The following is a 23,997-nucleotide window of genomic DNA, read 5'->3' as shown; positions in this document are numbered from 1 at the left end:
CTTACTCTCCTTTTTTAAACGCATCCACAATGGGAACTAAAAACCCGGCAACAATCCCTCCGGAAAATCCGTTATTATACAAATTCATCCCACCATGAATATCCCCAACTTTTGTCACTAGAATAAAATGAAGAATTCCGGCAATAATACCGATAAAAGGTCCAAATGTACCGGCAATGGGTGCAATGGTCGTAGAAAACAGAACCGCTATAATAACAGAGGTTGATGATAAGTCCGCGCCAAATAACATCGCTGCAATAATAACGCCTAGAACAATTGGGGTTGCGTTTTTTGGATGTTTTCCGAATGCAGAAAATCCTACAATCGTTAAGATGCCTGCAAGAATCGGACCGTTAAGTACGCCTCCTAAAAGGAAAACCAGAACTAAGCTTAGCATTCCCATAATTCCCATATTCATAAACGTAATTCCATATCCATCCAATGATGTGAAATCTGTAATCGTTCGTCCCTTATGCCTTAAAATCTTTGAATACTCTAGAACCCCATTATACTTGATATGCGCACCAATAACAATCAAAGAAACAAAGCCTATGATCATAAGTATCCAAAGTGAGAGCGTCTGCTCTTCATAGAGGATATATGCCGACTGTATTTCTATGTCCATATTGCGCAATAGGCTCGTAATAACGGTTCCGATAATACCTGCAGTAAAGCCAATATTATAAAGATTAAAACCATCATGAAATCTTAGCATATGGGAAGATAAGGGAACAATAATAAAACCGATAAATACGCCAATAACAATCCCTGCTGGGATATTATACCTATCTGGAATCACTCCAGAAAACATTAACTCACTAACAATCGGCGAGAGAGCCGTACCAAACATAATCACAAGAACCACATTTTTAAATGATATCTTTTGATACCGACTATAAAGAATCCCTCCTAAAAACACAGGAGGTATATTAACCCAGTTCTTGCCAAAAAAAGAAAATCCGATTACGGTAAAAAACGCTGCGATTAATAAGCCGTTAATTCTTAACTTATAATGCCAAAAAAGCAATAGCATCATAAACCCAATAATCGCTGTATGTATAAAGGCTACGCCAAGGCCTCCAACTTTAATAAAATCCGTTAACAACACTGTTGGTGATAATAAAATATCTCTAAATCCACCTAAAAAACTTCGTAGATTCGGATATGTAAAGAGAGTAACTGCCACACCGTATATCAAAAACAGACTTGGTATGATTGCAAGTATTTTAAGCACAACGTCTTTGTGAACATCTCTTTCATATATTTTTTCTTTAATATACATCAAACACTTCCTTTTTTTAGATATTGGGAAAACCCAGCTTTTTCTATCAATTTTTCAGGTTGCTCATTAACTCCTTCTATAATAATTTTTATGTCCATTTGATTGCATAAATGTATTACGCGTTTTAGTGCATGCATTGCCGTCGCATCCATTGCAGGTACATGATGCATGCGTATAATTAGCATGTCAACGTCCGCATGGATATGGCGCATTGTATCCAAAAACTTGTCAACAGCTCCAAAGAAAAACGGTCCATTGATATCATAGATTTGAACCCGTCCCAAATTATTTGGAAAATGTTCTTCAAACTCATGTAACATCACATTGGACTCATGATCATTTTCCTCCGATGCATCTAGCTGATTAACGGAGACATTGGTCACATCTGCCATACGTTTCATAAACAAAAACGCAGCAAGCACAATTCCAATTTCAATAGCTAAGACCAAATCAAATACTACCGTAATGATGAAGGTAAGGACAAGAACCAATACATCACTTTTAGGTGCTTTAAATAGTCCAATAAAGTCTCTCCACTCACTCATATTATATGCAACAATAATGAGTATCGCTGCAAGTGTTGACAGCGGAATAAGTTTTGCCAGCGGCATAAATAAAAGCATAATTAACAATAAGGTGATTGCATGTACCATTCCTGCAATCGGTGTTCGTCCACCATTTTTAATATTTGCCACCGTTCGCGCAATCGCGCCTGTAGCAGGAATACCACCAAATAGTCCAGACCCAATGTTTGCAATTCCCTGTGCCACAAGTTCCATATTGGACCGATGCTTACTTCCAATCATTGCATCCGATACCACTGCTGAAAGCAGGGATTCAATAGCGCCAAGCACTGCAATCGTAAACGCTGGTGCAATAAGTGCTCGCATCGTCTCATAGGAAAAATGCGGTATCTGAATCGGTGGAATTTTTCCTGAGATATTACCAAACTTGGTTCCAATCGTCGCTACATCCAATGCAAAAAATTGAACGACTGCCGCAGTGATAATAATGGCAATCAAAGCTCCCGGAACCTTTTTAGTGACTTTTGGCCAAAAGATAATAATCAGTAGTGCCAAAAGGCCTATACCCAGTGTCGTTATATCCACACGATGTATATTGCTAAAATAAACATGCCATTTTTCTAGAAACTCTGCCGGCAATGCCTCAATATTTAACCCAAAAAAATCGTTCATTTGGGAGGAAAAAATTGTTACTGCAATACCTGTCGTAAAACCGGTCGTAATAGGATAGGGAATAAACTTAATAACACTTCCAAATCGCGCTAATCCAAAAATGATTAATATTACACCGGCCATTATGGTCGCCATAATTAATCCTTCAACACCATGTTCTACAACAATCCCATAGACAATGACCATAAAGGCCCCTGTCGGTCCTCCAATTTGCACACGGCTCCCACCAAAAAAGGAAATTAAAAAACCGGCAATAATCGCAGTTATCAATCCTTTTTCAGGGCTTACACCCGACGCAATTCCTAGAGCTATTGATAAGGGTAAGGCAATAATCGCAACAATAACTCCCGCAACAACATCATCAACAAGATTTTTTTTCGTATATCCTTTGATGACAGAAAATAATTTTGGTTTTAATTTTGACATTTTACTTCTTCGCTTCTTTCTATATTTATATTTTAAACCGAAATAAGTATACGCTGAAACAAGTGACAAATCAATGCTTTTTCTTGAATATTTTAAAACTTACCGATATACTAATAACGAACCATTGAAAAAATAAAATATCGAACGGAGGCATTATGTATAGTTTTAAAAATGATTATAGTGAAGGTGCCCATCCTTCAATTCTTAATGCACTTATCCATACTAACGCTGAACAAATGGATGGATACAGCGAGGATCGACTTTGCGCCCAGGCTACAGCCCATCTAAAAAAACTTTTAAAAAATGATGCTATTGATATACACTACTTTGCAGGTGGAACGGTGACAAACCTTACGGCTATTTCTGCATTTTTGCGTCCCCACGAAGCCGTTATCGCCCCTGCAACAGGACATGTATGCACCCATGAAACCGGAGCAATCGAAGCTACCGGCCATAAGGTCATCACTGTAGCGACCAAAAACGGAAAACTCACTGCTAAACAAATCGAAGAAGTAATCCACATCCATGAAGATGAACATATGGTTTATCCAAAACTTGTGTACATCTCAAATTCTACAGAGATTGGAACGATCTACACGCATCAAGAACTTCAAGCAATTCGTAGGGTATGCGACGAACATGACTTGTTCTTTTATATGGATGGTGCCCGTCTAGGTTCAGCCTGTATGGCTGTTGATAATGATGTTCCTTTTGAGGCGCTTGCCTACCTTTTTGACGCTTTTTATATCGGTGCTACCAAAAACGGCGCTTTACTTGGTGAAGCGCTTGTTATCTCCCGTCAAGAACTCAAAGCTTATTTTCGTTATCACATTAAGCAAAAAGGCGCCCTTCTCGCCAAAGGACGCCTACTTGGTATTCAATTTATCACACTGTTTGAAAACCAGTTATATTTTGATTTAGCTACACATGCAAATACCATGGCCGGCAAACTTGTACATGGAATCCAACAGTGCGGATATGATTTTCTCATGAACTCAACTACAAACCAAATCTTTCCAATTCTTCCAAATACTATCATTGAAGCTTTAAAGAAAGATTTTGATTTTTATGTATGGGCAACTATAGATCAAAATCACTCAGCTATTCGTTTAGTCACTTCTTGGGCTACTCCCGCAGAAGCTATAGACGCCTTTATTCAGCGTTTAAACAACTTATGCCATAGGTAATTTGGTTTTTCCCTTTGCGCTTGGAGTGATAAAGATATTCATCTGCTTTGTTAAATAATCGGTCTTTATCTAAAGCTCCCGCTTCCGTTGCAAGACCAATACTTAAGGTCATCACTTCATTGTTCATTTCATCAAACTTTTGAGCTTCTAAGGAAGCTCTAATTTTTTCGAGTATATCAAGACATTCTTCCTGGGTCTTTTCAAGAAAAACAATAGCAAACTCTTCGCCTCCATAACGTGATGCAAAGTCATGATCACTAATATGTTCTAGAATGATCTGGGCTGTCGTTTCAATCACTAGGTCCCCAGCTGAATGTCCATAGGTGTCATTAACCTTTTTAAAGTCATCTAAATCTAGAAGCGCTACATGTAGAGGAAAAGGTCGTCGACTAAACTGCTCCATGATTTTTTCCAAATATTCATGTAACGTTTTATGATTATATAAATTCGTTGCCAAATCAATTTTTGCCAATTTTTCCATAAATACTTTTTTATACAATAGTTCTTTTTCATTTTTTACAGCTTCTAGAAGCTCATTATTTAATTCTTGGTAGTGATTGGTTAACATGATACCTAAGAAATAGGCAACAATAAGTAGAAATGTAAAAGTTATCTGATCCAGTAAGAGATAGTCAAAGTGCGGGCATAAAAGATTGAGTCCCCAAAAAGTAATCATATCCGCAGCAAAAGCAAAGAAAATCAAGCGTTTTTTCATGGTGAAGACAGCAAAGAAAATCGGAAAGACAAACAAAATAATTATGACCGACATGACTGAATCATAAAAGAACATAAACGATGCAATGATGATCATCATGCCAACTATCAACAGATAGTCATTAATGACACCCTTTTGCTTTAGATTCCATTCAAACAATAGAATGCATATCAAAAAAACTGTAATCGGTATTCCCACTTGAAGTATCAATGTATGTACAAAGTCGATGTCATTAAGCCGTATGTTAATCATCGTCACTATAATGTTAAAAATGAGAGCCATCCATAAAAAATTAATTAGCCTTCGATTCCACTTCTTTTTCCTCTCATGAACGCGCATAATTCCCCCCCCTATTAACAGCATGTTAATACTTAAATTATACCATCAATAGGACTTTATGCCTAGTCTTTTTTTTCTTCTTGAAGCTTGAATTCTGTTGGTGTCAGCGCAGTATATTTTTTAAACAATTTGGAGAAATAATGGGCATCTGAAATACCTACACGTTCTGCGACTTCATAGGTTTTAAAGCCATCATCTACGAGAAGTTGCTTTGCTTGCTCAATACGTACCTCATTGAGATAATCAATGAATGTTTTTCCGAGCTCTTTGGAAAACATACGACTTAGATAATACGTACTGACATACGTATGTTCTGCCAATTCATTTAGCGTAATGGGCAAACGATAATTCTCGTTAATGTATTCTATTGCATTTTGTAGTATGACATTAATATTTTTCATATTGTACTGATTAATGCGCCCTACGATTGTTTTTGCCACTTGCTCCAGTAATTCTTGGAGTTCATTGACATTGGTACTTTTCTCAATCAAATGATACAAAGATGTCAGTTTGTCCGCCTGACTTTTTTGTTCTTTTTCTAAAAGCTTAATGGAGACACGCATATGGTTGATGCTATAAATTAAATTCCAATAAAAAAGCTTCACTTGATCGGGTTCATTACGTTTTTGTTCTACTTCAAGGCGAATCTCTTCTAGAATTTTAAAAACCTTATCTTCATTACCCGTTCGGATGCCATGAATCAGCTTCTTTTCAAATTGGTTTAGCTCAGACGGATTATCGCTTTTATAAAATGTGTCCAAGTCTTTATATAGAATAATTGACGATTTCCCTAAATAGAAAGTATACGAAAGACCTTCATAACACTCTTTTGCCTTTTCCTTTAAAGCTTTCGCACCTTTTCCGACACTACTGATGGCTACGGTGACAGAAAAGTCAAAACAACTTTGAATCAGCTTTTGCATATCTTCCACATAGGCATTCACCTTTTGTATAAACTGCCCCTCACCTTTTAATGGTTGCACAATAAAGGCTACCTCTTTTGTATTTAGGACGACTTTGTTGACACGATATCTGTCCGAAAAAATATCTTCGACTGTATTGACGATACCAAATTGATAGAGCTGTCGCTGATAAATCTGGTCTTGGCTTTTTGCTTCGCCATCCATCTGAACAATCATGACCACGTACTCTGAAAAATCCATACCATACATCTGAAGCTGCGCCTCTAGTTCTCCTGAATTTAAAGGCGTGCCATGGATAATATCAAACAGCAACTTTTCTTTTAAGATTGGAATACTTTCTTCAAAGTTTTGCTTGAGTTTTTGACGTTCTTTTTCGCTTTCTCGAACATATCTTAACTCTATGACAGCCTTTTTTAGTACTTCGCTAATTTCTTCGATTTTAGATGGCTTTAATATATAATCAAATGCTCCCAACTTTATCGCCTCTTGCAAATAAGAAAACTCTCTATATCCTGTCAGAATGATAAACTTACTTTCAGGAAGTATTTCCTTTGCACGACGAATCATTGTAAGCCCATTGATTTCAGGCATATTAATATCCACAAAGATAATATCGGGTTGTTCCTCTTGCATTTTTTCCAGACCCTCTACACCATCTCCTGCTTCTGAACAGACTTCACAGTCATATTGTTTCCAGTTTATTATGTTGGCAAGACCTTTTCTGATATAAGGTTCATCATCAACAATCAGCACCTTAAACATAATCTTTCACTCCTTTTTGAATCCCCGATACCGGCAAAGTCAGCACCACTTTCATATACTCTTCATATACGCTTTCAATACGAATCCCGTATTGGGCACCATAAAAGAGTTTAATACGTCGATTCACATTGACAAGTCCAATACCCATTCCCGACTTTTCCGAGAACAAATATGCATCATTGCGTTCACGAAGATTGGCATTTAACTCTTCCATCTCTTGTGCCGTCATTCCCTTTCCATTATCCAAAACCTCGATTTCAATGTGTTGGTCCGTTCTTCGAATAATCAATACAACCTTACCGGGTCTACGAAACTTATCCACGCCATGATAGATGGCATTTTCCACCAAAGGTTGTAGCAAAAGTTTAGGCACAAGAATACTTAACAAGCTCTCATCAATTGATTTTGTAAAATCAAGCCGTTCGCCATAACGGTTTTTCATAATTAAAATATAACTATCCACAAAAGAAATCTCTTCTTCAAGGCTGACTAGCGCCTCTCCTTTGCCTATTCCCGCCTCCATTAGTGCCGATAGAGCGGTCACCATCTCACTAATCTCATCAACATGATTTAATCGAGCCATCCAGTTAATCGATTCGAGTGTATTAAAAAGAAAATGTGGATTTATTTGCGCCTGTAACGTTTTAATCTCTGCCTCTTTTCGTGTCAGTTGTTCTTTATACACACGATTGACCAAAATATCAATCTCCCGACTCATGTCATTAAAGCACTGGCTAAGATAACCCAATTCATCTTGTCGATCTATAATAATCTCATCATGTGTTTTACTCTCTTGCATGGTTTTCATCCCATGTACTAAGCGCTTAATCGGTGTGAGAATATCCATGGCAAAAAAGATGCTAAGTGCCGACAAAATAAGTAGTGTGGCAATCATAATAATAATAAAATATGTGCGAAAAGCATATAAATCCTCATTAAGTTTATCCACAGATATCTCTGCTAAAATTCGCCAATTCGGTTCTTTCATTTCTTTCACCGACAATAAAATTCCTCGCTTATCATCAACTACATGGGAAGAGTCTTTAAACTCCAATGCTGTATATGTCTGTTGCAACTCCAACGTTTCGACACCAGAACCTGTAATCCATTCCCCCGTATTAGAAACCACCGCTATACTTTGCATGAACTCCGTTGACAAATCTCCATACACTCGTTCAAGGGCTTCACGTCGAATAAGAATCGCCATAAGCCCAATTTCTTGATAATTCGAGATATCATAAATACTGCGGGTCACATATAGATTTTTCACTTCGCCTTTAGCATCTAAATCCAAAAACCATACCGCTTCGCCACCAGCTTCTAACGCAACTGCTTTCATCTTTTCGTAGGGAAGAAGCTGTTCGATGCTTGCCCGCCCAATATTAGAGTCATAGGTATAATACGTTTGATGATTCGAAATCAGTGCGATGGACTGAATCTCTTCCCTCGAAAGGCAAGCCTTTCGCAAAATATTATTCACACTATTGATTTCTTCATATTGCGTTATATCGGCTCCGTTATTTTCCCCTTGATTTGAAGCGTCTTCTGCCAAAATATTATAAATCACTCGGTCATAAAGCATATCTTGAGACGCAACTTTAACGTTGTTAGAAAAATCGTTGAGCCGAAGTTCTACCATTGTCAGCAAATCTTGGGTATAATCAATGGATTTATTCTGAATGATATTACGACTGGTTCTATAAAGCATCGTGCCCATAAACAGCAAGGGAATTAATATTTGTATTGAAAAAAGAAGTAATAAGCGCTGCTGAATTGAAAAGCTTTTTAACAATTGCATGCCTTTGGGTATGATTTTGAGCATTATGGTCTTCCTTTCATTTTCTCTTCAATACGCTTTAAGACAAATTCTGGTGAGATATTGCCTTGCAAGATATCCGGAAACTGATCAATCAAAATATTTTCCCACAGATTACGATCAATAAAGCTGTCTGTAGGTCCTATAAGCTGCGTAGCATCCTTTATCAAGCGCTCACCTTTTCCATAAATCGTTGAGGAATTCATCTGTTGCTTAGGAATCTCTACATTGCTAATGAATCCACCGGAGGCACTAAATATCACTGCCGACTCCACCGATGTCAATGTATCTAGTAAGTCGATGGCATGACCACGAAGTTGTTCATCTTCCCACGCATTTTGGCTAATATGAAAGATACCATTGCCACATCCATAGATAATCGCACTTGGATCTGCCTTGCCATGGGCAAATGCAGGAAAGGGAATAATCTCAATCGACTTGTCATCGGCATCAATTCCTTCCTCCCCAATCAGCCAAGACCCCTGTACAATCATCGCCGCCTTTTTCTGTATAAAAAGATCATTACGCGTCTTATCATCCATCAAAAATGCTTGTTCTGGAAATGCCCCTGCATCATAAAGTTCCTTCATAACATAAAGTCCCTCTAAAAAGCTGGATTTAAGCTTTCCTTCCTTATCAAAAGGGTCTTCCACCTCTTCTTTACCACCAAGTTTCATCACAATATTTTGATAGATATAGCTGCCCTCAGGCGTCGCGTTGTAGGCAATGGGAATAATGTCATTACGACGAAATATTTCAACAGCAAATAAAAGTTCTTCATATGTACTTGGAATCGGGACATTATACTCTTCGAACATATCCCGATTAAGAAATAGACCTTCATATATGATTTCAAAAGGTAATCCATATATTCGGTCATTCACGGTTACATATTTCCATGTATCTTCTCGAAAGCGATTAAACCACTCCGGATTATCTTGCATAAGTTCAGTTAAATCCGCCACTTTTCCTTGTTCGACCAAAACATCAAAATCTGACCCCGGCCACAGACCAAACACATCCGGTTCATTGCCCGATGCAAAGTCGGTCTTTAAGGTAAATAAAAAATCTTCTCCTACCATTGATTTATTGACAATTTCTATTGCCTTATTATTCTCTTCATAACGTTGCAATACTTCTTGTAACGGAAGTGCATTGGCATCATACCCCGCCCAACTGCTGGTAAAATCAAGCGTGACGGCTTCCGAAGGTTCTCCTAATGGATTGTGTGCCTCTTCAGGCTGGTATCTTGATAAAAGTAAAATAAGCATCACCATGAATAACAAAAAAATGCTGCTTACAATCATCCAATTCTTCTTATTCATCCCGTCATCCTCTCTTGATTTTTCTAAAAATATAAGATGATTCACTTATGCAAATCATCTTAATTATAGCATAACTATTATCCTTTGACACTTCCCATGGCAATCCCTTGAATAATAAATTTTGATAAAAACAGGTATACAATCGCCACCGGTATAATCGCGATGGTAATTAGAATATATACTTGTCCCATGTCAAATCTTAAAAAATCTGCACTTCGCAACTGCGAAATTAAAATCGGCAAAGTTTTTTTCTCCTTTGTCTCAATAATCAGCGCGGGTAAGAAAAAATTATTCCACGCAGTAACAAAAGCAAATATACCCTGAACCGCCATTGCCGGTTTCATAATGGGCAATACAATTTTATTAAATGTATAAAATTCATGCGCCCCATCGATTCTTGCCGCTTCAACAATCGCCACCGGCAAGATGCTTTCCATATATTGCTTCATGAAAAAAAATACTGCGGGAGCTGCAATAGTCGGAACAATCAAAGGAAAATAGGTGTCCATCAAATGAAAAGTATTCATAAGCTGAATAAAGCCTAATGTACTGACTTGAACCGGTACCATCATAATCATTAAGATAAAAGAAAATAGCGCCTTTTTAAACCGAAAATCATATGCATGAATACCAAAAGCTGTCAGCGCTGAAAAATAAGTTGAAAACAAAGCGCTCATGGATGAGATAAACAAGCTGTTTAAAACACCGCGAATGACAGGCAAATTTTCATTCGATAGCACATTGCGCAAATTATTAACAAAGGACTGGCCTATCCAAAAAGAAAACCCTTTTTGAATCTGTGGATGCGCACGTGTAGAATTCACAATCAGAATATAAAATGGAAACAAACAAGCAAAAGTCAGTATTCCAAGAAAAATATATGCAAAGGTTTGTCGAATACGCAAATGTAAAATCGTCTCTTCTCCTATAGTTCTTGTTTTTGCCATTATTCTCTCCCCCCTTGCTTATCTTTTAGCAATACTTTAAAGACACCAAAACTTAACACTGCAGTAATACCAAAAAGAAGCACTGACACAGCACCTGCCAATCCAAAATTCTTGCTATAAAGATGTTTGTTCAAGTACATGATTAACGTCATTGTACTTCGATTCGGACCACCTGATCCATCCGTCAAGATTTGTGGTACATCAAACATCTGAATTCCACCAATAAGTGATGTAATAATTACAAAAACAAGAATCGGCATAATTAATGGCAATGTGATTTTTGTAAAAATCTGCCATGAATTAGCCCCATCAATTTGTGCAGATTCAAACATTGCTGTATCTATACCCATAATGGCTGCCATCAATAAAATTGTTGTATTTCCAAACCACATGAGAAAATTCATCAACGCGATAAGTCCTCGAGTACTCCCTGCATAGGATAAAAACCTAAAGGGTTCATGACGCCCAAGATGCATTAAAATATCATTAATGGGTCCATTATCTGAAAACAGCGTAAAAAACAACATCGAAAAAGCCGCCGCCATAATCAGATTCGGCATATAAATAATCGTTTTGAAAAAACCTTGCGCTTTAAGTTTCAAGCGTAAATCGGTAAACCAAGACGCCAACAGCAAGGATACAACAATCTGAGGGATAAACCCCAATATCCAAATATATGCCGTATTGCCAAAATATTTTGGCAAATCACCTTCTATGAGCACTTGCTTATAATTATCCAGACCAACAAAATTCGGTCCGACATGTTCGAGCCCGATACGATAATTTTCAAAAAAACTATTATAAAAAGTCGTCATTAATGGGTACAGTTGAAAAACAGCAAATGTAAGGAAAAATGGTGCAATAAATAAATATCCCCATTTTGCGTAACTTATGGATGTTTTTCTTTTTTTTGACGTTGCCTTAATCATGTTCATATTTCACCTCTGTCCTTGTTCCTTCCTGCGATAAATATGGGGCACATACTGCGCCCCATATACCCCCATCCACACAATGCTTATCGTGTAAGGTTTGGATATTTTTCAATTGCTGCTGTATAGAAATTATCTAACGCTTCATCTTTTGTTACTGCACCGTCAAAATAATCTTTAAACGCTTCCTGAAATTCTTCATTGAGTCCTTGATCGTATTTTGAGATATTACTCATATCTATTCTTGGCGCTGCTGCGGCAAACAAGGCGATATGATTTTGTCCTCCAAGAAAATCCGATTGGAAATCGCTATTGGCAAGTTCCATCATTGCCACTTCATTATTGGTATAATCTTGAGTGTCTTCAGTGATTTGCTTCATCGTTGCTGCATCTGCAGTTAATGTTCGCATAACCTCTCGAACCAAACTCACATTATCCGTTCCTTTGGCCGCACAAATCCATGTACCACCCCAATAATAGCTTTCCGGTCCTTCCGTCACAGCCCAGTCGCCAAAGATCCCGTTGCCCACTTCAAGCTTTCCACCTTCGGATTCAGGTGTTGCCAAAGCATTTCCTAGTAATGTAAAGTTGATGCCCCATGTTGAATAAAAGAACCCAAAAACATCACCATCTGGACCTTGGTCTGCTGCCCATCCATCGCTCCATAAGGATGTCTGATTATTGTAGCCTTTTTCTGTGTACTCTTTTGTCTGATCAACCCAACGCATAAGATTGTCATCAATAACAATTTTTCCATCTGTATCAACCCAAGGAGCTACAACATTGTTAGAAAAAGTACGATATGCATCATCATAGCCTGATAGCATTTTATATCCTTTTTCAGATGCCATTTGCGCCACTTCATCAAATTTATCCCAATCGCTAAGATGCTGTTGTACAGCTTGTACCTCATCTGTTCCAAGAACTTCTTTTGCTATGGAGCGTCTATAGGCAAATAACCCCGGTGTCGCCTGCCATGTTACACCTTTTAGCTTTCCGTCTGCATCGGTTGCTATATCTTGAGTATATGTATACTGATCAGCCAGCTCCTCTTTTGTTAACCCAATATCTTCAATAACATCTAATGTATATTCGCTATCTACATATTTTAGTGCATAATCGGCTTCAATCAAGAAAATATCAATGGGTTCATCTGCATTTTCCTGGTTCAACAAGTCTTGATCCAGCTTGTTTTGATAGGCGTTGTCCGCATTAGGTGTAATGACCCATTCTACATTGATGTCATCTGGCACCCCACCTTGCGCTGCAAAATAGTCATTAAATCGACTCTGAAACTCTTCATTCCACGCATATATTCTTAATACATTTCCCTCACTGGCAGTCTCTGTCGCTGCATTTTCTTCTGAAGTTTCTTCATTGTCTGTCGATGCGTCTGTATTATCTGTTTGCGCACTTCCATTGTTTGTTGCTTCTTCAGTCTCCCCGTCACTTCCACATCCTGTCATAGCAATAATCATTGACATAACGAGTAATAAAGTAACAACTTTCTTCCATTTCAAACTTAACATGTTGCCCCTCCTTAAATAAATAGATTTACATGAATGATTTACATCTATTATTATAGGAAGTCAACACATTCTTTAAAATAGAGAAAGTTGTCTTCTCGGTTACAATATTGTTTAATTCGTATCGCAATATACAACAACAAAATTTTATACAAATTCTGCATGGCTCCCCGTTTGCGATGCATAGATTTCTAGACGATGTTCAATACGTTCTTTTAATTCTTGTACATGAGATATAATACCAATCAAGCGTCCACTTTTTTGCAGATCTATCAGGCAATTAATTGCGCTATCTAAGGATTCTTGGTCTAACGTTCCAAACCCTTCATCAACAAACATTGTATCAAGTTGAATCCCTCCGCTATAGGATTGCACTACATCGGATAATCCTAAGGCCATGGCTAATGACGTTTTAAAGCTTTCACCTCCGGACAACGTTTTTACATGGCGCATCTTGCCTGTATAGTTGTCAAATACTTGTAGTTCCAGACCACTTTGTCGATTTTTACGTTCTAGGTCATCTGAACGATAAAGAACATATCGTCCAAAGGTCATTTTTGCCAATCGCGTATTTGCAGCGATAAGTACATCTTCCAAAAACGCCGCCAATACATAACGCTCAAAAGAGATACGTAATGGATTGTTACCTTGGGCTACTTGCGCCAAATCCCCCAGCACTGCATATTGTGCTTCTTGAGTTTCCATCTGTGCCTGCAACTCTAACACACCATCAATGATTTTTTGATTATGTTCATAGCGATATTTTTTTTGACTTAAGTGTTGATTGACCTTATCCCTTTGGGCTTTTAGCTCAGTCAATCGCTCTTCAAACACTGCTAAATCAATAATATTTATTCCTTTCATTTCCTCTTCAAGGTTATTTTTTTGCACATGTAGAGCATGTTTTTGCTGAATGTAACTATCAAGTTGGTGTTGCATCTGCTCCATCTCTTGAGCGGATAGTTTAGCCTCTTGTAAAGCATCTAGTGTCTCAAATCCTTGCGTATTCAGGGCTTCTAAAAGTTCTTCATACGTCTTATCCTGATATGAGCAGGCAGCCATAAATCGTTTTTCGTGTTCAACTATTGTTGTTTGAAGACGGTTCAATTCCTCTTTTGTCTGTTCATAGCTCTCTAGACACGTCCGTAATTGCTGTTCTTGCTTTTCTATACGTCCGGTCACTGATTCTAAGGCTTTATTTAGTTTTGCTTTATCTCGATACTCTTGAGGCAACTGTTCACAGATCCCATTAAAAATCGTTTTTCGTTCTGTATAGATTTGTCCTGCCTCAATCCACTGCTGTTGAATGCGCTCTAGCTTTTCTTCTAATTGTACTTGGCTTTGTTCAATCTCTTGGATTTTTTCTTCATGAAGAGCGCTTTGCTCAATCACTTTTTCCTGTACTTCACATTCTGCTTCCAATTGTTTTTGCTTTTTTTCCAAGCATATAAGCTCATGCTCGACTTGATTAAGCTCCATCATTTGGGTCTGCAACTCTTCTTCAAAAAGCGCCTGTAGTTTTTCTTGCCATTGTTTTAACTGCTCTTTTTTTGTTGTACATGTTTGTTCAAGCTCCTGACATTGCCCTCGTAGTTTTTCATATACCTGTTCAGCACTATTAAGCTGCTCTTGTGTTACTAGGTTTGTTGTCGACATCACCATATTAGGATGCTCTGTCGATCCGCAGACAGGACATGGCATGCCCTCTTCAAGCTCGCTGGCAAGAAGTGCTGCTTGATTTAGCATAAATTCCATTCGGATTTTTTTATACGTATGCTGTGCATGCTTCATGTTCTTTGTTACCTGAGAAAATTGCTCCGAAACTTTAGTATAGGCCTCTTTGGCCTCTACCTTTAATAAAAGCCATTTTTTGGCCTTTGAATACCCTTTTGTATAAGTTCTTGTCTCCAAAAGCACTTCTTTATGTTCCAAAAGTTTGAGTTTTGCTTTGGCGCCATTATCTTTTTCTATATTTAATGTTTTGATGCTTTCCTTGTTCTTCGAATAGATTGCTTCACTTTCTTTTTTTTGCTTCTCCAATTGCACAAGAGCTTGTTCACTTGCACTCACTTCATTTTTGACCTTGTGATATTGATCAATGCGTTCCATGTATTCTTGCAACTGTCTTTGTTCTTGTTTAAGGAGCTCTGTTTTTTCTTTTCTTTGGTCAGACTGTAGTTCTTTTAACGCATTCTCAATCCCACTAAATGTTTTATCCACCTGCTTTTTTTGGTCCGCTAGGTTTTCTCTCATCTGCTCCAACGTCTTGACTTCATCTTTTCGCTGTTCCCAGTGATTTTTTAATGGCTCTATGCCAGCGGCTTTTTTTCCCTGCTGTAGGTCACCTTCAAGAAGACGTATCGCCTCTTGTTGCTTATCAAGGTCTTCCCACTGTTTGGATACACGCTCTAGTTGCAATAACTTTTCATTAACTTTATTCGCATGTTCTCTTTTTTGGATTGTCTGCTCTATAGTCTTATCGATGTTTTGAATACTTTGATGATCTGCGTGTATGTCTTCCTTGTCCTCTTGAATCACTTGCTGGGTTGTTTGGATAATGGTAGCTATCCCCAGTGGTTTTTGCTGCAAATATTCGTAAAGTCGGCTCTCTTTATCACATTCTATGCGTTTAAGCTCATGTTCACGAAGTTGTTGCATTGTTTTGACTTGCCCATAGAGATTTTTTGAACGTTCATCAATGTTTAACTGAAATAATCGATACATATGGGTATCAAACAGTTTACGCAGCACTTTTTCTCGTTCTTGGCTATCTGCAATGAGCAGCCGTTGAAACTCCCCTTGGGGAATCATCATAATTTGACGAAATTGTTCTGCATTAATACCGATAATGGTCTCAACCATCTCGTTAACGCTCATAACGCCTGTATATACTTTTCGCTCACCTTTCGTATCGACAATTAAAGTGGCTTCTGACTTTTGCTCTGTAAAACCATCCCCACGAGTTTTCGGCTTTGGTTGCTTTGGAATCCGGTGAATATGATAGACGATCTTTTTTAGTTCAAAGACCAGTTCAACTTCTGTCATCATCCCGGAATCTGCGAACTGACTGCGCAACTGCTCCGGCGCCCGAACATTGCCACTCGTCTCGCCATATAACGCAAAGCATATGGCGTCAAAGATAGTTGTCTTACCGGATCCTGTCGGACCGGTAATAAGGAATAAACTGCTTTTCCCAATTTTCCCAAAATCAATCGTCTCTCTTTTACTATACGGACCAAACGCTTGCATTACCAATTGAATCGGTCGCATTATTTTCGCCTCTCTTTCTCAAGAACGTCATTAAATACATCCTCTATACATGCGCTCCTTTGTTCATCAAATAATTGACCGGACACATTGGTATAAAACTCTTTAAAAAGCTCGACAGGATTTTTTTGCACAAATTGATCTCCTGCAGATGTACGCTGATTTTCATTTTCTTCACGGAGTATCTCACGTTCAAGACGTAAAGTATTAGGATACACTTGTCGCAGTTTTTCCATAGCATCGATGAGTTCACCACGATCTGTCAATACCGCCATAATATAGTCGTGGGTATTGGTTCCTTCATACACACTCGGTTGAATCAGCTTTGCTAATTCTCCACGTATACAGCGCATATCCCTCAACGGTTCAAAATGAACTTCCTGGGTATTGCACTGCCCATCTGCATCCATCTCGACAAGCGTTATCGATTTGGATTGGGTGGCTTCTGAAAAAGAATACTTCATTAAGGAACCTGCATACCTTATATGGGGATACTTAACCTTTTGAGGCTGATGAAGATGGCCAAGCGCCACATAATTAAACGACTTAAAATAGTCCACCTCAACAGACTCACTTCCGCCAATACTTAATAGTCGTTCTGATTCAGAGGTATATAGCGCCTGTGTCCCTGCAACATAGCCATGGGCGATGCAGACTGTTCTTTTTTCTTCGCTTAATCCTTCTTTAATCGAATGTAATATATGATACATGGCATCATCATGTGTACGAATAGTACTATCTTGATATAGCTCGCGCACTACTGCCGGTTCTGCATAGGGTATCGGATAAAAAAAGACCTCGCCGCTTTCATCCTCTAAAACAATAGGCTCAATCTCCTTGGTTAGCTTTCCACAGATATACACTCCATTTTTTTGCAACATTTTCGTGGCAAAGCTCAATCGATCCGGACTATCATGATTACCGGCAATAGCAATAACTTTTATTTGCAAAGTGACCACTAATGTACTTAGCACATCATCAAGAAGTTCCACTGCTTCTGTGGGAGGAACTGAACGATCATATAAATCACCGGATATGATAATAACATCCGGTCGTTGCTGTTTGACGTATTGTATAAATTGCTCTAGGATATGGCGTTGATCTTTTGTCATATGAACCCCGTGAACTAATTTTCCGATGTGCCAATCCCCTGTATGAATAATCCGCATAATATTTCCTCTCTTATCTACATTACTTTTACGCCTAACTTCTGTTAAGTAATCGCTTTACCGTAATCATTGCTTGTTCACGGGTGTAAGAACGGTCGGGCGCAAACATTTGATTGCCAACCCCTTCCATCACCTTTTTCCCCTGGGTTGCATCTGTGATATTTGTAACATAATCAACCGAAGCCTTTGCCCAATCTGGAATTTTATCGGCATCACTAAATTCCTGAACGTCCTGCACCGCTTCAATCTCAAGATACTGTCCAGCACGATAAAGCATGGTCGCAGCCTCTTGACGCAAAATACCGCCTGTCGGATTAAAGCGATTGTCGCCTACTCCATTGACAATGCCAAGTCTTGCTGCAAGCTGCACATCTAGATCAGTTGTATCTTTAAACTCCGTATCCACGACATCAACCGTCTCATAAAGCTCATTATACGTCTGTCCAGTATATTGCATCAGTCCATGAATCAGTAACCGTGTAAAGTCAATGCGGCTAATATCTTCTGAATAGGCCTCCATCAACATCTCTGGAATGAGATTCGCCTTATCCGCTTCAACTAGTTCTTCAAACGCCCAAACCGATGGTTGGTCATTTAACTCAAACAGTTTTACTTCATAGGATATAGGAACCTCTTCACCTTTTATGTCTATTCCAAGGACCTCTACATAAAACAGGTCTCCTGGTGCATACTTAACTTCATCCAATTTTGGTCGAAAGATAAGTGTTTTTTCAAGACCATAACGACTATTTTCTGTCGTAAAAAAATCCGTGTTGGAAGCTTCGCTTGGATCACTGTTGGTCTCTGCATCAAAACGATAGACTTTGCCGCTTTGTGCATGCGTTAGCTCTATGCGTATATTTTCTTTTATTGGTTGTTCATATTCCACTCCCAAATTAATGCTCCAAGGCGTAGACGTTTTCATGAATTCAACAGGCATATTTCCGGCTGCGGGCCATGCAATAAAAGGATAATCAATGGTTTCTTTTCTGGAGCGATCAAATACATATGTTGCAGTAAAGCCATTGTAACTTGAATCGACCAACGTATCTACGTAGCCAAACCCTATGTTTTGTAATTGAGGATTCAACAGCCATCGTCGATGGCCAACATCTGCCAAATTATATATATCATCATCTTGGAGATATCCCCAAAGAATACTATCTGAAATCGTCCGAAAACCTGCCGCAAGGTTTGATTTTGCAGACCCTTCTTTTCCAATCGCATAGGCTTCGTCCGATACCAGATTCGGTTTGGACGGGTAATGACTGATCGTTGCATTTAACATGTTAATATAGCTTGCATATTGCGCCGTTAAGTTCAGTTGTTCATCCATTTGGACATCTCCCGGCAACCCCACTAAACGTCTCGTCATTTTTATTACATTGTGCGCTTCTAAAAGCTCTTGCTGCTCAAGTTGTCCTATTGTATAGATATAACCTACCGTTGGCTCAATAACATAACGTGTCGACGCCTGACTGCGTATTTGAAATGGATTGTGATGGTACTGATACAACACTTCGATTTTGGATGGCATTATCAAATCGCCATATTCCCGGGCTTGTAATGTCAAACTATTTATACTGATGAATAACAAGAGTAAAATTGCTATAACGGTCTTTTTCTTCATAATTTTCTCCTTAAGTTGTGTCATGATATAGATTCCATTATAACATCATTCAGAAAAAAAGTCGCTTCACAGCGACTTTTTTAATATAGGTAGTTCTCAGCCTACGCCTTCAATCTCCTCTAAATCGTATTGTTCATAGAGCTGATTTACATCCATAAATTCTATGTCTTTTGGTGGTGAAAAGGTGGTCTCATCTACAACAAAATCATCGGTTATAGTGGTCACATAATATGTTGAAGTCAGTGTATCTCCAAAATAAACTTCTGTTTTAAGAGGATACCAATATTTTGTTGAAATCCATTCCTTACTTACATAATCCTCTTCCCCCATCTCCATAACAATCTCCATATATAACACTTCCATGCCGTCTAAAGTTGTCAACTCTGCTTTAGTTAACCCTTCGATATCTTCAAAATACGAAGCCTCAAAATCAACATCAAAATTCATCTGCTCATCATCATTCCATACATCGGTATCGAATAACTCGCTATTATCATCATAATACACCATGCCTTGTCCACTTAGAGTGTTGTACATATATGTGGCGCCTTCGCTACTATTATAAATCATCAGGTTTAGCCCTTGTTCATCTTCTGTTTCTACGCGCATACTCTCTTCATACAATGTCATCTTCGTAACGTACTCCATACCTTCGACCTGTGTTGTTGCTTCAATATACAATTTTTCATTCGGAGTCACATCGATGGACTGAAGTAAGTCATATCCAGAAAGCGATGCATCAAGACCTGAATCCATCTCTACATCTTCATCCGCTACTTCTTGGGTATTATTGTCATCCTCCATCGCCTGATCTTCTTGCTGTTGCTGCTCTTGCTGTTCTTGTGAAGCATCTGTCACCGTTTGTGTCGAATCTACATCCGGTGTCTCATCTGTCGATTTTTGCGACATGTTGCACGCAGTCAATAAAAATACTAACCCACATAACATAATTATTATATTTTTTTTCATGGTTTTTTCCCCTTCCTTATACCGCCCATTAAGCCATATCTCCTATTTTATTGTAGCACAAAGGTTTTGGGAGTATTATCCGACAATATACCCAATCCTTTGCAACCTTAAAAACTACGTTGACATCTTTGCTATAATCTGATATTATCTTACCAACCTATCTCACATATATTTTTAATATGATTTTATAGTTTAACTGTAAAATTTCTCATGAGATGCCTATCAACTATAAATTTAGATTGAGGTGATTTTTTGAATCAAAGTGCACCTATTATTCAACTCAAAGACCTTCGAAAAACTTTCGAAACCAAGGATGGTATTGTTGAAGCGTTAAACGATATTAATGTTTCTATTTCAAAAGGAGAGATTTTTGGAATTATCGGGTTAAGTGGCGCAGGAAAAAGTACACTCGTTCGATGCATTAACCTTTTAGAACAACCAACCTCCGGCTCTGTAATTTTTAATGGTCTTAACTTAGAAACCATGCCCAAGCAAAATCTACTGAAAGTTCGTCAATCCATGGGGATGATTTTCCAGCAATTCAACTTATTGATGCAGCGAAATACCATTGAAAATATTTGCTTCCCAATGGAAATTGCAGGTATTGATAGAAAGCAAGCAAAAAAGCGGGCCTTTGAACTTTTAGACATTGTCGGTCTTAGTGATAAAGCCAAAGCATATCCCGCACAATTATCCGGAGGACAAAAACAACGGGTTGCCATTGCAAGAGCACTTGCTACAAACCCAGATGTTCTGTTGTGTGATGAAGCAACAAGCGCTCTTGATCCTACGACAACAAAGTCCATCCTTGCTTTGCTTAAAAAGATTAATAAGGACTTGGGTATTACTGTCATTATTATCACGCACGAGATGAATGTTATCGAAGAAATATGTCATCGAGTTGCCATTATGGATCAAAGCCGTATTGTTGAAATGGGCGAAGTGGAAGATATTTTTATAAAGCCTAAGTCCAAAGTTGCACGCCAGCTTATTTTCTCTGATGAAACACATATTGATACATTCGTAGGTGAGCATAAGTGTCGAATTATCTTTGACGGACGCACTTCCTTTGAACCCATCATCTCAAATATGATTCTCGAATGTAAAACAAGCGTCAACATCCTTTTTGCTGATACCAAAGATATTGATGGAAAAGCTTTCGGGCAAATGATTATTCAGCTTCCTGACCAGGAACGTAACCGAAACCGCATTTTTAGCTATCTCGATTCCAATAAAATATCTTATGAGGAGGTAAAAGACCATGTCCTTTGATCGCGTTGTTCTTGAAATGCTCGCTATGGGAATTTTCGAGACATTATATATGACGTTTGTCTCATCATTGATTGCTTATGCTATTGGACTACCAACGGGTATCTTACTCGTGATTACCGATACCGACGGAATTGTTCCTATGCCTTTGTTAAACAAAGTGGTCGGACTGATTGTCAACTTATTACGTTCGATTCCTTTTATTATTCTACTAATTTGGGTCATGCCTGTCACACGTTTTATCGTTGGGACCACCATCGGACCTACGGCAGTTATTGTTCCATTAACCATTGCTTCTGCACCATATATTGCTCGCCTTGTTGAAAGTTCCTTAAAAGAAGTCGACTCCGGTGTTATCGAAGCCGCTCAATCCATGGGCGCCAATACAAAGCATATTATTTTTAAAGTTTTAATTCCTGAAGCATTGCCCTCACTTGCTTTAGGCAGTGCCATTGCCGTAACAACTATTTTAGCATATTCTGCTATGGCGGGATTTGTCGGCGGTGGTGGCTTAGGTGATATCGCCATTCGCTATGGATATTATCGCTATGAAACAGAACTTATGATTATTACCGTTGTCATTCTTGTCATCATTGTTCAAGTTATTCAAGAAATTGGTGCCAAGTGGAAAAAACATATAGATCACAGTAATTAAATATTAGGAGGTTATTACATGAAAAAAACACTAAGCATTGCAGCATTTTTGTCACTATTTATCTTAATTCTAGCAGGATGTGGTCAAGGCGACAGCTCTGACAAAGTCATCAAAATCGGTGCAACTCCAAAACCCCACGCTGAAATCCTTGAGCAAGTGAAAGATCAACTTGAAGCTGATGGATATACTCTTGAAATTATAGAGTATACAGACTATGTACAGCCAAATGTTGCCCTTGATTCCGGCGATCTTGACGCTAACTTTTTCCAACATCAACCTTATCTAGATCAATACAATGCAGAAAATGAAGCACAACTCATTTCAGCAGCTATTATTCACTATGAGCCCTTTGGTCTATATCCTGGAAAAACAGATACAATTGATGCTTTAGCTGATGGTTCTCAAATCGCTGTTCCTAACGATGCAACTAACGAAGCTCGTGCTTTACTCTTACTTCAAGATCAAGGTCTTATCACCTTAACAGAAGGCGTTGGCTTAAACGCAACAATTAATAATATTGTTGATAATCCAAAAAATATTGACATTCTTGAAATTGAAGCAGCACAATTAACCCGTTCTCTCCAAGATGTTGATATGGCTGTCATTAATGGAAACTATGCTATTGATGCAGGTCTAAGCGTTGGAACGGATGCACTTGCCGTTGAGGACAAAGATTCCACTGCAGCAGAAACTTTTGGAAATATTATTGCCGTAAAAGAAGGGACTCAAGACAGCGAAAAAATTCAAGCCCTTGTTAAGGCTCTTCAAAGCGATACTGTAAAGAATTTTATTGAAACAACTTATGAAGGTGCTGTTATTCCAAAATTCTAAGCAACTTAATACCAAAATAAAATAGCACATGAAAAAAGAGCTGATGCAAATGCATCAGCTCTTTTTATATCATTTGTTACGAAGGTAATAATGCGTTACTCTTGGATTGCTTGTCTTTTGGGACTGGAGTTCAAAACGGTTAAGTGACTGAATTAAAGGTTTTAACTTTGTATGTCCATAGTTTCGAACGTCAAAGTCCGGGTAACGTTTATTCAGCCGCGTTCCTACTTCTCCAAGATACGCCCAGCCTTCTTCATCTGAACAATCAGAGACAATCTGTCGCACAGTACGTGTCAGCCCTTTAATATCCGCAAAACCACTTTTATCTTTTGTCGAATGATTGTGCTTGTGATTATGCACCTCTGAACTAACCGGCTCCTTCGCCAAGACTTCAAGATATTTGAACTTTTCACAGGCCGATATAAACGGCTTGGGCGTTTTTCGTTCGCCCATACCGATTACATACATCGCTGCTTCTCTTAATCTTGAAGCTAATCGTGTAAAATCACTATCGCTCGATACAATGCAAAATCCATCCACATTACCTGAATAAAGTATATCCATTGCATCAATGATAAGTGCTGCATCTGTTGAATTTTTCCCTACAGTATAACTATATTGTTGAATCGGTGTAATCGAATAGTCTAGAAGTATTGTTTTCCATGATCCAAGATTCGGTTTTGTCCAATCGCCATATATGCGTTTAATTGTCGGGGTCCCATGATTGGATATTTCGTCAAAAATGTATTTGATATATTTATCTGACACATTATCTGCGTCAATAAGCACTGCGATCTTTTGATCTTTTTCGGTCATAACTTCTCCTCTCGATAC

18 protein-coding genes are annotated in these 23,997 nt (G+C 38.4%); 4 read left to right on the top strand and 14 right to left on the bottom strand.

Annotation, left to right across the window (positions count from 1 at the left end; genetic code table 11):
- Window position 1: 1 nt before the first annotated feature.
- Complete coding sequence (locus QBE53_02570; GenBank protein WZL82008.1) at window positions 2-1,282, bottom strand: DUF1576 domain-containing protein; 1,281 nt, start codon at window positions 1,280-1,282, stop codon at window positions 2-4.
- Window positions 1,282-2,904: a sulfate permease gene (sulP, locus tag QBE53_02565; protein WZL82007.1), complete on the bottom strand. Its 1,623-nt coding sequence runs from the start codon at window positions 2,902-2,904 to the stop codon at window positions 1,282-1,284. The genes QBE53_02570 and sulP overlap by 1 nt, the downstream gene beginning before the upstream one ends.
- Before the next feature lie 155 nt (window positions 2,905-3,059).
- Here sulP and QBE53_02560 point away from each other — a divergent pair, with 155 nt between their 5' ends.
- Entirely contained in the window at window positions 3,060-4,091 is a 1,032-nt protein-coding gene (locus QBE53_02560; protein ID WZL82006.1) for an aminotransferase class I/II-fold pyridoxal phosphate-dependent enzyme, read from the top strand.
- Here QBE53_02560 and QBE53_02555 read toward each other — a convergent pair.
- From QBE53_02555 to QBE53_02505, 11 genes are all read right to left on the bottom strand, one after another.
- A complete protein-coding gene (locus QBE53_02555; protein ID WZL82005.1) occupies window positions 4,057-5,145 on the bottom strand; it encodes a diguanylate cyclase in 1,089 nt (362 codons plus the stop codon). The two genes, QBE53_02560 and QBE53_02555, sit on opposite strands and share 35 nt — an antisense overlap.
- Window positions 5,146-5,207: 62 nt before the next feature.
- Entirely contained in the window at window positions 5,208-6,830 is a 1,623-nt protein-coding gene (locus QBE53_02550; protein ID WZL82004.1) for a response regulator, read from the bottom strand.
- A complete protein-coding gene (locus tag QBE53_02545; protein ID WZL82003.1) occupies window positions 6,823-8,652 on the bottom strand; it encodes a sensor histidine kinase in 1,830 nt (609 codons plus the stop codon). Before QBE53_02545 ends, QBE53_02550 begins: the two co-directional genes overlap by 8 nt.
- Window positions 8,652-9,971 carry an extracellular solute-binding protein gene (locus QBE53_02540; GenBank protein ID WZL82002.1) on the bottom strand — a complete coding sequence of 440 codons (1,320 nt, stop codon included), beginning with the start codon at window positions 9,969-9,971 and terminating at the stop codon, window positions 8,652-8,654. The genes QBE53_02545 and QBE53_02540 overlap by 1 nt, the downstream gene beginning before the upstream one ends.
- 77 nt (window positions 9,972-10,048) lie before the next feature.
- Window positions 10,049-10,918 carry a carbohydrate ABC transporter permease gene (locus QBE53_02535; protein WZL82001.1) on the bottom strand — a complete coding sequence of 290 codons (870 nt, stop codon included), beginning with the start codon at window positions 10,916-10,918 and terminating at the stop codon, window positions 10,049-10,051.
- On the bottom strand, window positions 10,918-11,847 hold the full coding sequence (locus QBE53_02530) for a sugar ABC transporter permease (protein ID WZL83254.1): 930 nt from the start codon (window positions 11,845-11,847) through the stop codon (window positions 10,918-10,920). The genes QBE53_02535 and QBE53_02530 overlap by 1 nt, the downstream gene beginning before the upstream one ends.
- A gap of 86 nt (window positions 11,848-11,933) precedes the next feature.
- A complete protein-coding gene (locus QBE53_02525; GenBank protein WZL82000.1) occupies window positions 11,934-13,376 on the bottom strand; it encodes a carbohydrate ABC transporter substrate-binding protein in 1,443 nt (480 codons plus the stop codon).
- A gap of 144 nt (window positions 13,377-13,520) precedes the next feature.
- Window positions 13,521-16,643, bottom strand: coding sequence for an SMC family ATPase (locus QBE53_02520; GenBank protein ID WZL81999.1), 3,123 nt, complete (start codon window positions 16,641-16,643; stop codon window positions 13,521-13,523).
- A complete protein-coding gene (locus QBE53_02515) occupies window positions 16,643-17,809 on the bottom strand; it encodes an exonuclease SbcCD subunit D (protein WZL81998.1) in 1,167 nt (388 codons plus the stop codon). The genes QBE53_02520 and QBE53_02515 overlap by 1 nt, the downstream gene beginning before the upstream one ends.
- A 34-nt stretch (window positions 17,810-17,843) precedes the next feature.
- Window positions 17,844-19,439: an S-layer homology domain-containing protein gene (locus QBE53_02510; protein ID WZL81997.1), complete on the bottom strand. Its 1,596-nt coding sequence runs from the start codon at window positions 19,437-19,439 to the stop codon at window positions 17,844-17,846.
- A 96-nt stretch (window positions 19,440-19,535) separates the two neighbouring features.
- Entirely contained in the window at window positions 19,536-20,408 is an 873-nt protein-coding gene (locus tag QBE53_02505; protein WZL81996.1) for a hypothetical protein, read from the bottom strand.
- A gap of 252 nt (window positions 20,409-20,660) precedes the next feature.
- On the opposite strand from QBE53_02505, the gene QBE53_02500 reads away from it, so the two are divergent.
- From QBE53_02500 to QBE53_02490, 3 genes are read left to right on the top strand one after another with little or no spacing between them, the layout of a single operon-like run.
- Complete coding sequence (locus QBE53_02500; protein ID WZL81995.1) at window positions 20,661-21,680, top strand: ATP-binding cassette domain-containing protein; 1,020 nt, start codon at window positions 20,661-20,663, stop codon at window positions 21,678-21,680.
- The gene (locus QBE53_02495) at window positions 21,670-22,332 is read left to right on the top strand and encodes an ABC transporter permease (protein ID WZL81994.1); all 663 of its coding nucleotides are present in this window, start codon (window positions 21,670-21,672) and stop codon (window positions 22,330-22,332) included. The genes QBE53_02500 and QBE53_02495 overlap by 11 nt, the downstream gene beginning before the upstream one ends.
- A gap of 18 nt (window positions 22,333-22,350) precedes the next feature.
- The gene (locus QBE53_02490; GenBank protein WZL81993.1) at window positions 22,351-23,163 is read left to right on the top strand and encodes a MetQ/NlpA family ABC transporter substrate-binding protein; all 813 of its coding nucleotides are present in this window, start codon (window positions 22,351-22,353) and stop codon (window positions 23,161-23,163) included.
- A gap of 69 nt (window positions 23,164-23,232) precedes the next feature.
- On the opposite strand, the gene QBE53_02485 is transcribed toward QBE53_02490, so the two are convergent.
- A complete protein-coding gene (locus tag QBE53_02485; GenBank protein ID WZL81992.1) occupies window positions 23,233-23,979 on the bottom strand; it encodes an NYN domain-containing protein in 747 nt (248 codons plus the stop codon).
- Window positions 23,980-23,997 lie beyond the last annotated feature (18 nt).

Source organism: Vallitaleaceae bacterium 9-2 (assembly GCA_038396585.1).
In the GTDB taxonomy this organism is placed as follows: Bacteria; Bacillota; Clostridia; order Lachnospirales; family Vallitaleaceae; genus UBA1351.
This window is presented reverse-complemented; position numbering and strand designations above follow the sequence as displayed.

Excerpts from the sequence above, each read along its gene's own strand:
- QBE53_02570 (WZL82008.1), bottom strand. The coding sequence starts at position 1,282 with ATGTATATTAAAGAAAAAATATATGAAAGAGATGTTCACAAAGACGTT.
- sulP (WZL82007.1), bottom strand. The coding sequence starts at position 2,904 with ATGTCAAAATTAAAACCAAAATTATTTTCTGTCATCAAAGGATATACG.
- QBE53_02560 (WZL82006.1), top strand. The coding sequence starts at position 3,060 with ATGTATAGTTTTAAAAATGATTATAGTGAAGGTGCCCATCCTTCAATT.
- QBE53_02555 (WZL82005.1), bottom strand. The coding sequence starts at position 5,145 with ATGCGCGTTCATGAGAGGAAAAAGAAGTGGAATCGAAGGCTAATTAAT.
- QBE53_02550 (WZL82004.1), bottom strand. The coding sequence starts at position 6,830 with ATGTTTAAGGTGCTGATTGTTGATGATGAACCTTATATCAGAAAAGGT.
- QBE53_02545 (WZL82003.1), bottom strand. The coding sequence starts at position 8,652 with ATGCTCAAAATCATACCCAAAGGCATGCAATTGTTAAAAAGCTTTTCA.
- QBE53_02540 (WZL82002.1), bottom strand. The coding sequence starts at position 9,971 with ATGAATAAGAAGAATTGGATGATTGTAAGCAGCATTTTTTTGTTATTC.
- QBE53_02535 (WZL82001.1), bottom strand. The coding sequence starts at position 10,918 with ATGGCAAAAACAAGAACTATAGGAGAAGAGACGATTTTACATTTGCGT.
- QBE53_02530 (WZL83254.1), bottom strand. The coding sequence starts at position 11,847 with ATGATTAAGGCAACGTCAAAAAAAAGAAAAACATCCATAAGTTACGCA.
- QBE53_02525 (WZL82000.1), bottom strand. The coding sequence starts at position 13,376 with ATGTTAAGTTTGAAATGGAAGAAAGTTGTTACTTTATTACTCGTTATG.
- QBE53_02520 (WZL81999.1), bottom strand. The coding sequence starts at position 16,643 with ATGCGACCGATTCAATTGGTAATGCAAGCGTTTGGTCCGTATAGTAAA.
- QBE53_02515 (WZL81998.1), bottom strand. The coding sequence starts at position 17,809 with ATGCGGATTATTCATACAGGGGATTGGCACATCGGAAAATTAGTTCAC.
- QBE53_02510 (WZL81997.1), bottom strand. The coding sequence starts at position 19,439 with ATGAAGAAAAAGACCGTTATAGCAATTTTACTCTTGTTATTCATCAGT.
- QBE53_02505 (WZL81996.1), bottom strand. The coding sequence starts at position 20,408 with ATGAAAAAAAATATAATAATTATGTTATGTGGGTTAGTATTTTTATTG.
- QBE53_02495 (WZL81994.1), top strand. The coding sequence starts at position 21,670 with ATGTCCTTTGATCGCGTTGTTCTTGAAATGCTCGCTATGGGAATTTTC.
- QBE53_02490 (WZL81993.1), top strand. The coding sequence starts at position 22,351 with ATGAAAAAAACACTAAGCATTGCAGCATTTTTGTCACTATTTATCTTA.
- QBE53_02485 (WZL81992.1), bottom strand. The coding sequence starts at position 23,979 with ATGACCGAAAAAGATCAAAAGATCGCAGTGCTTATTGACGCAGATAAT.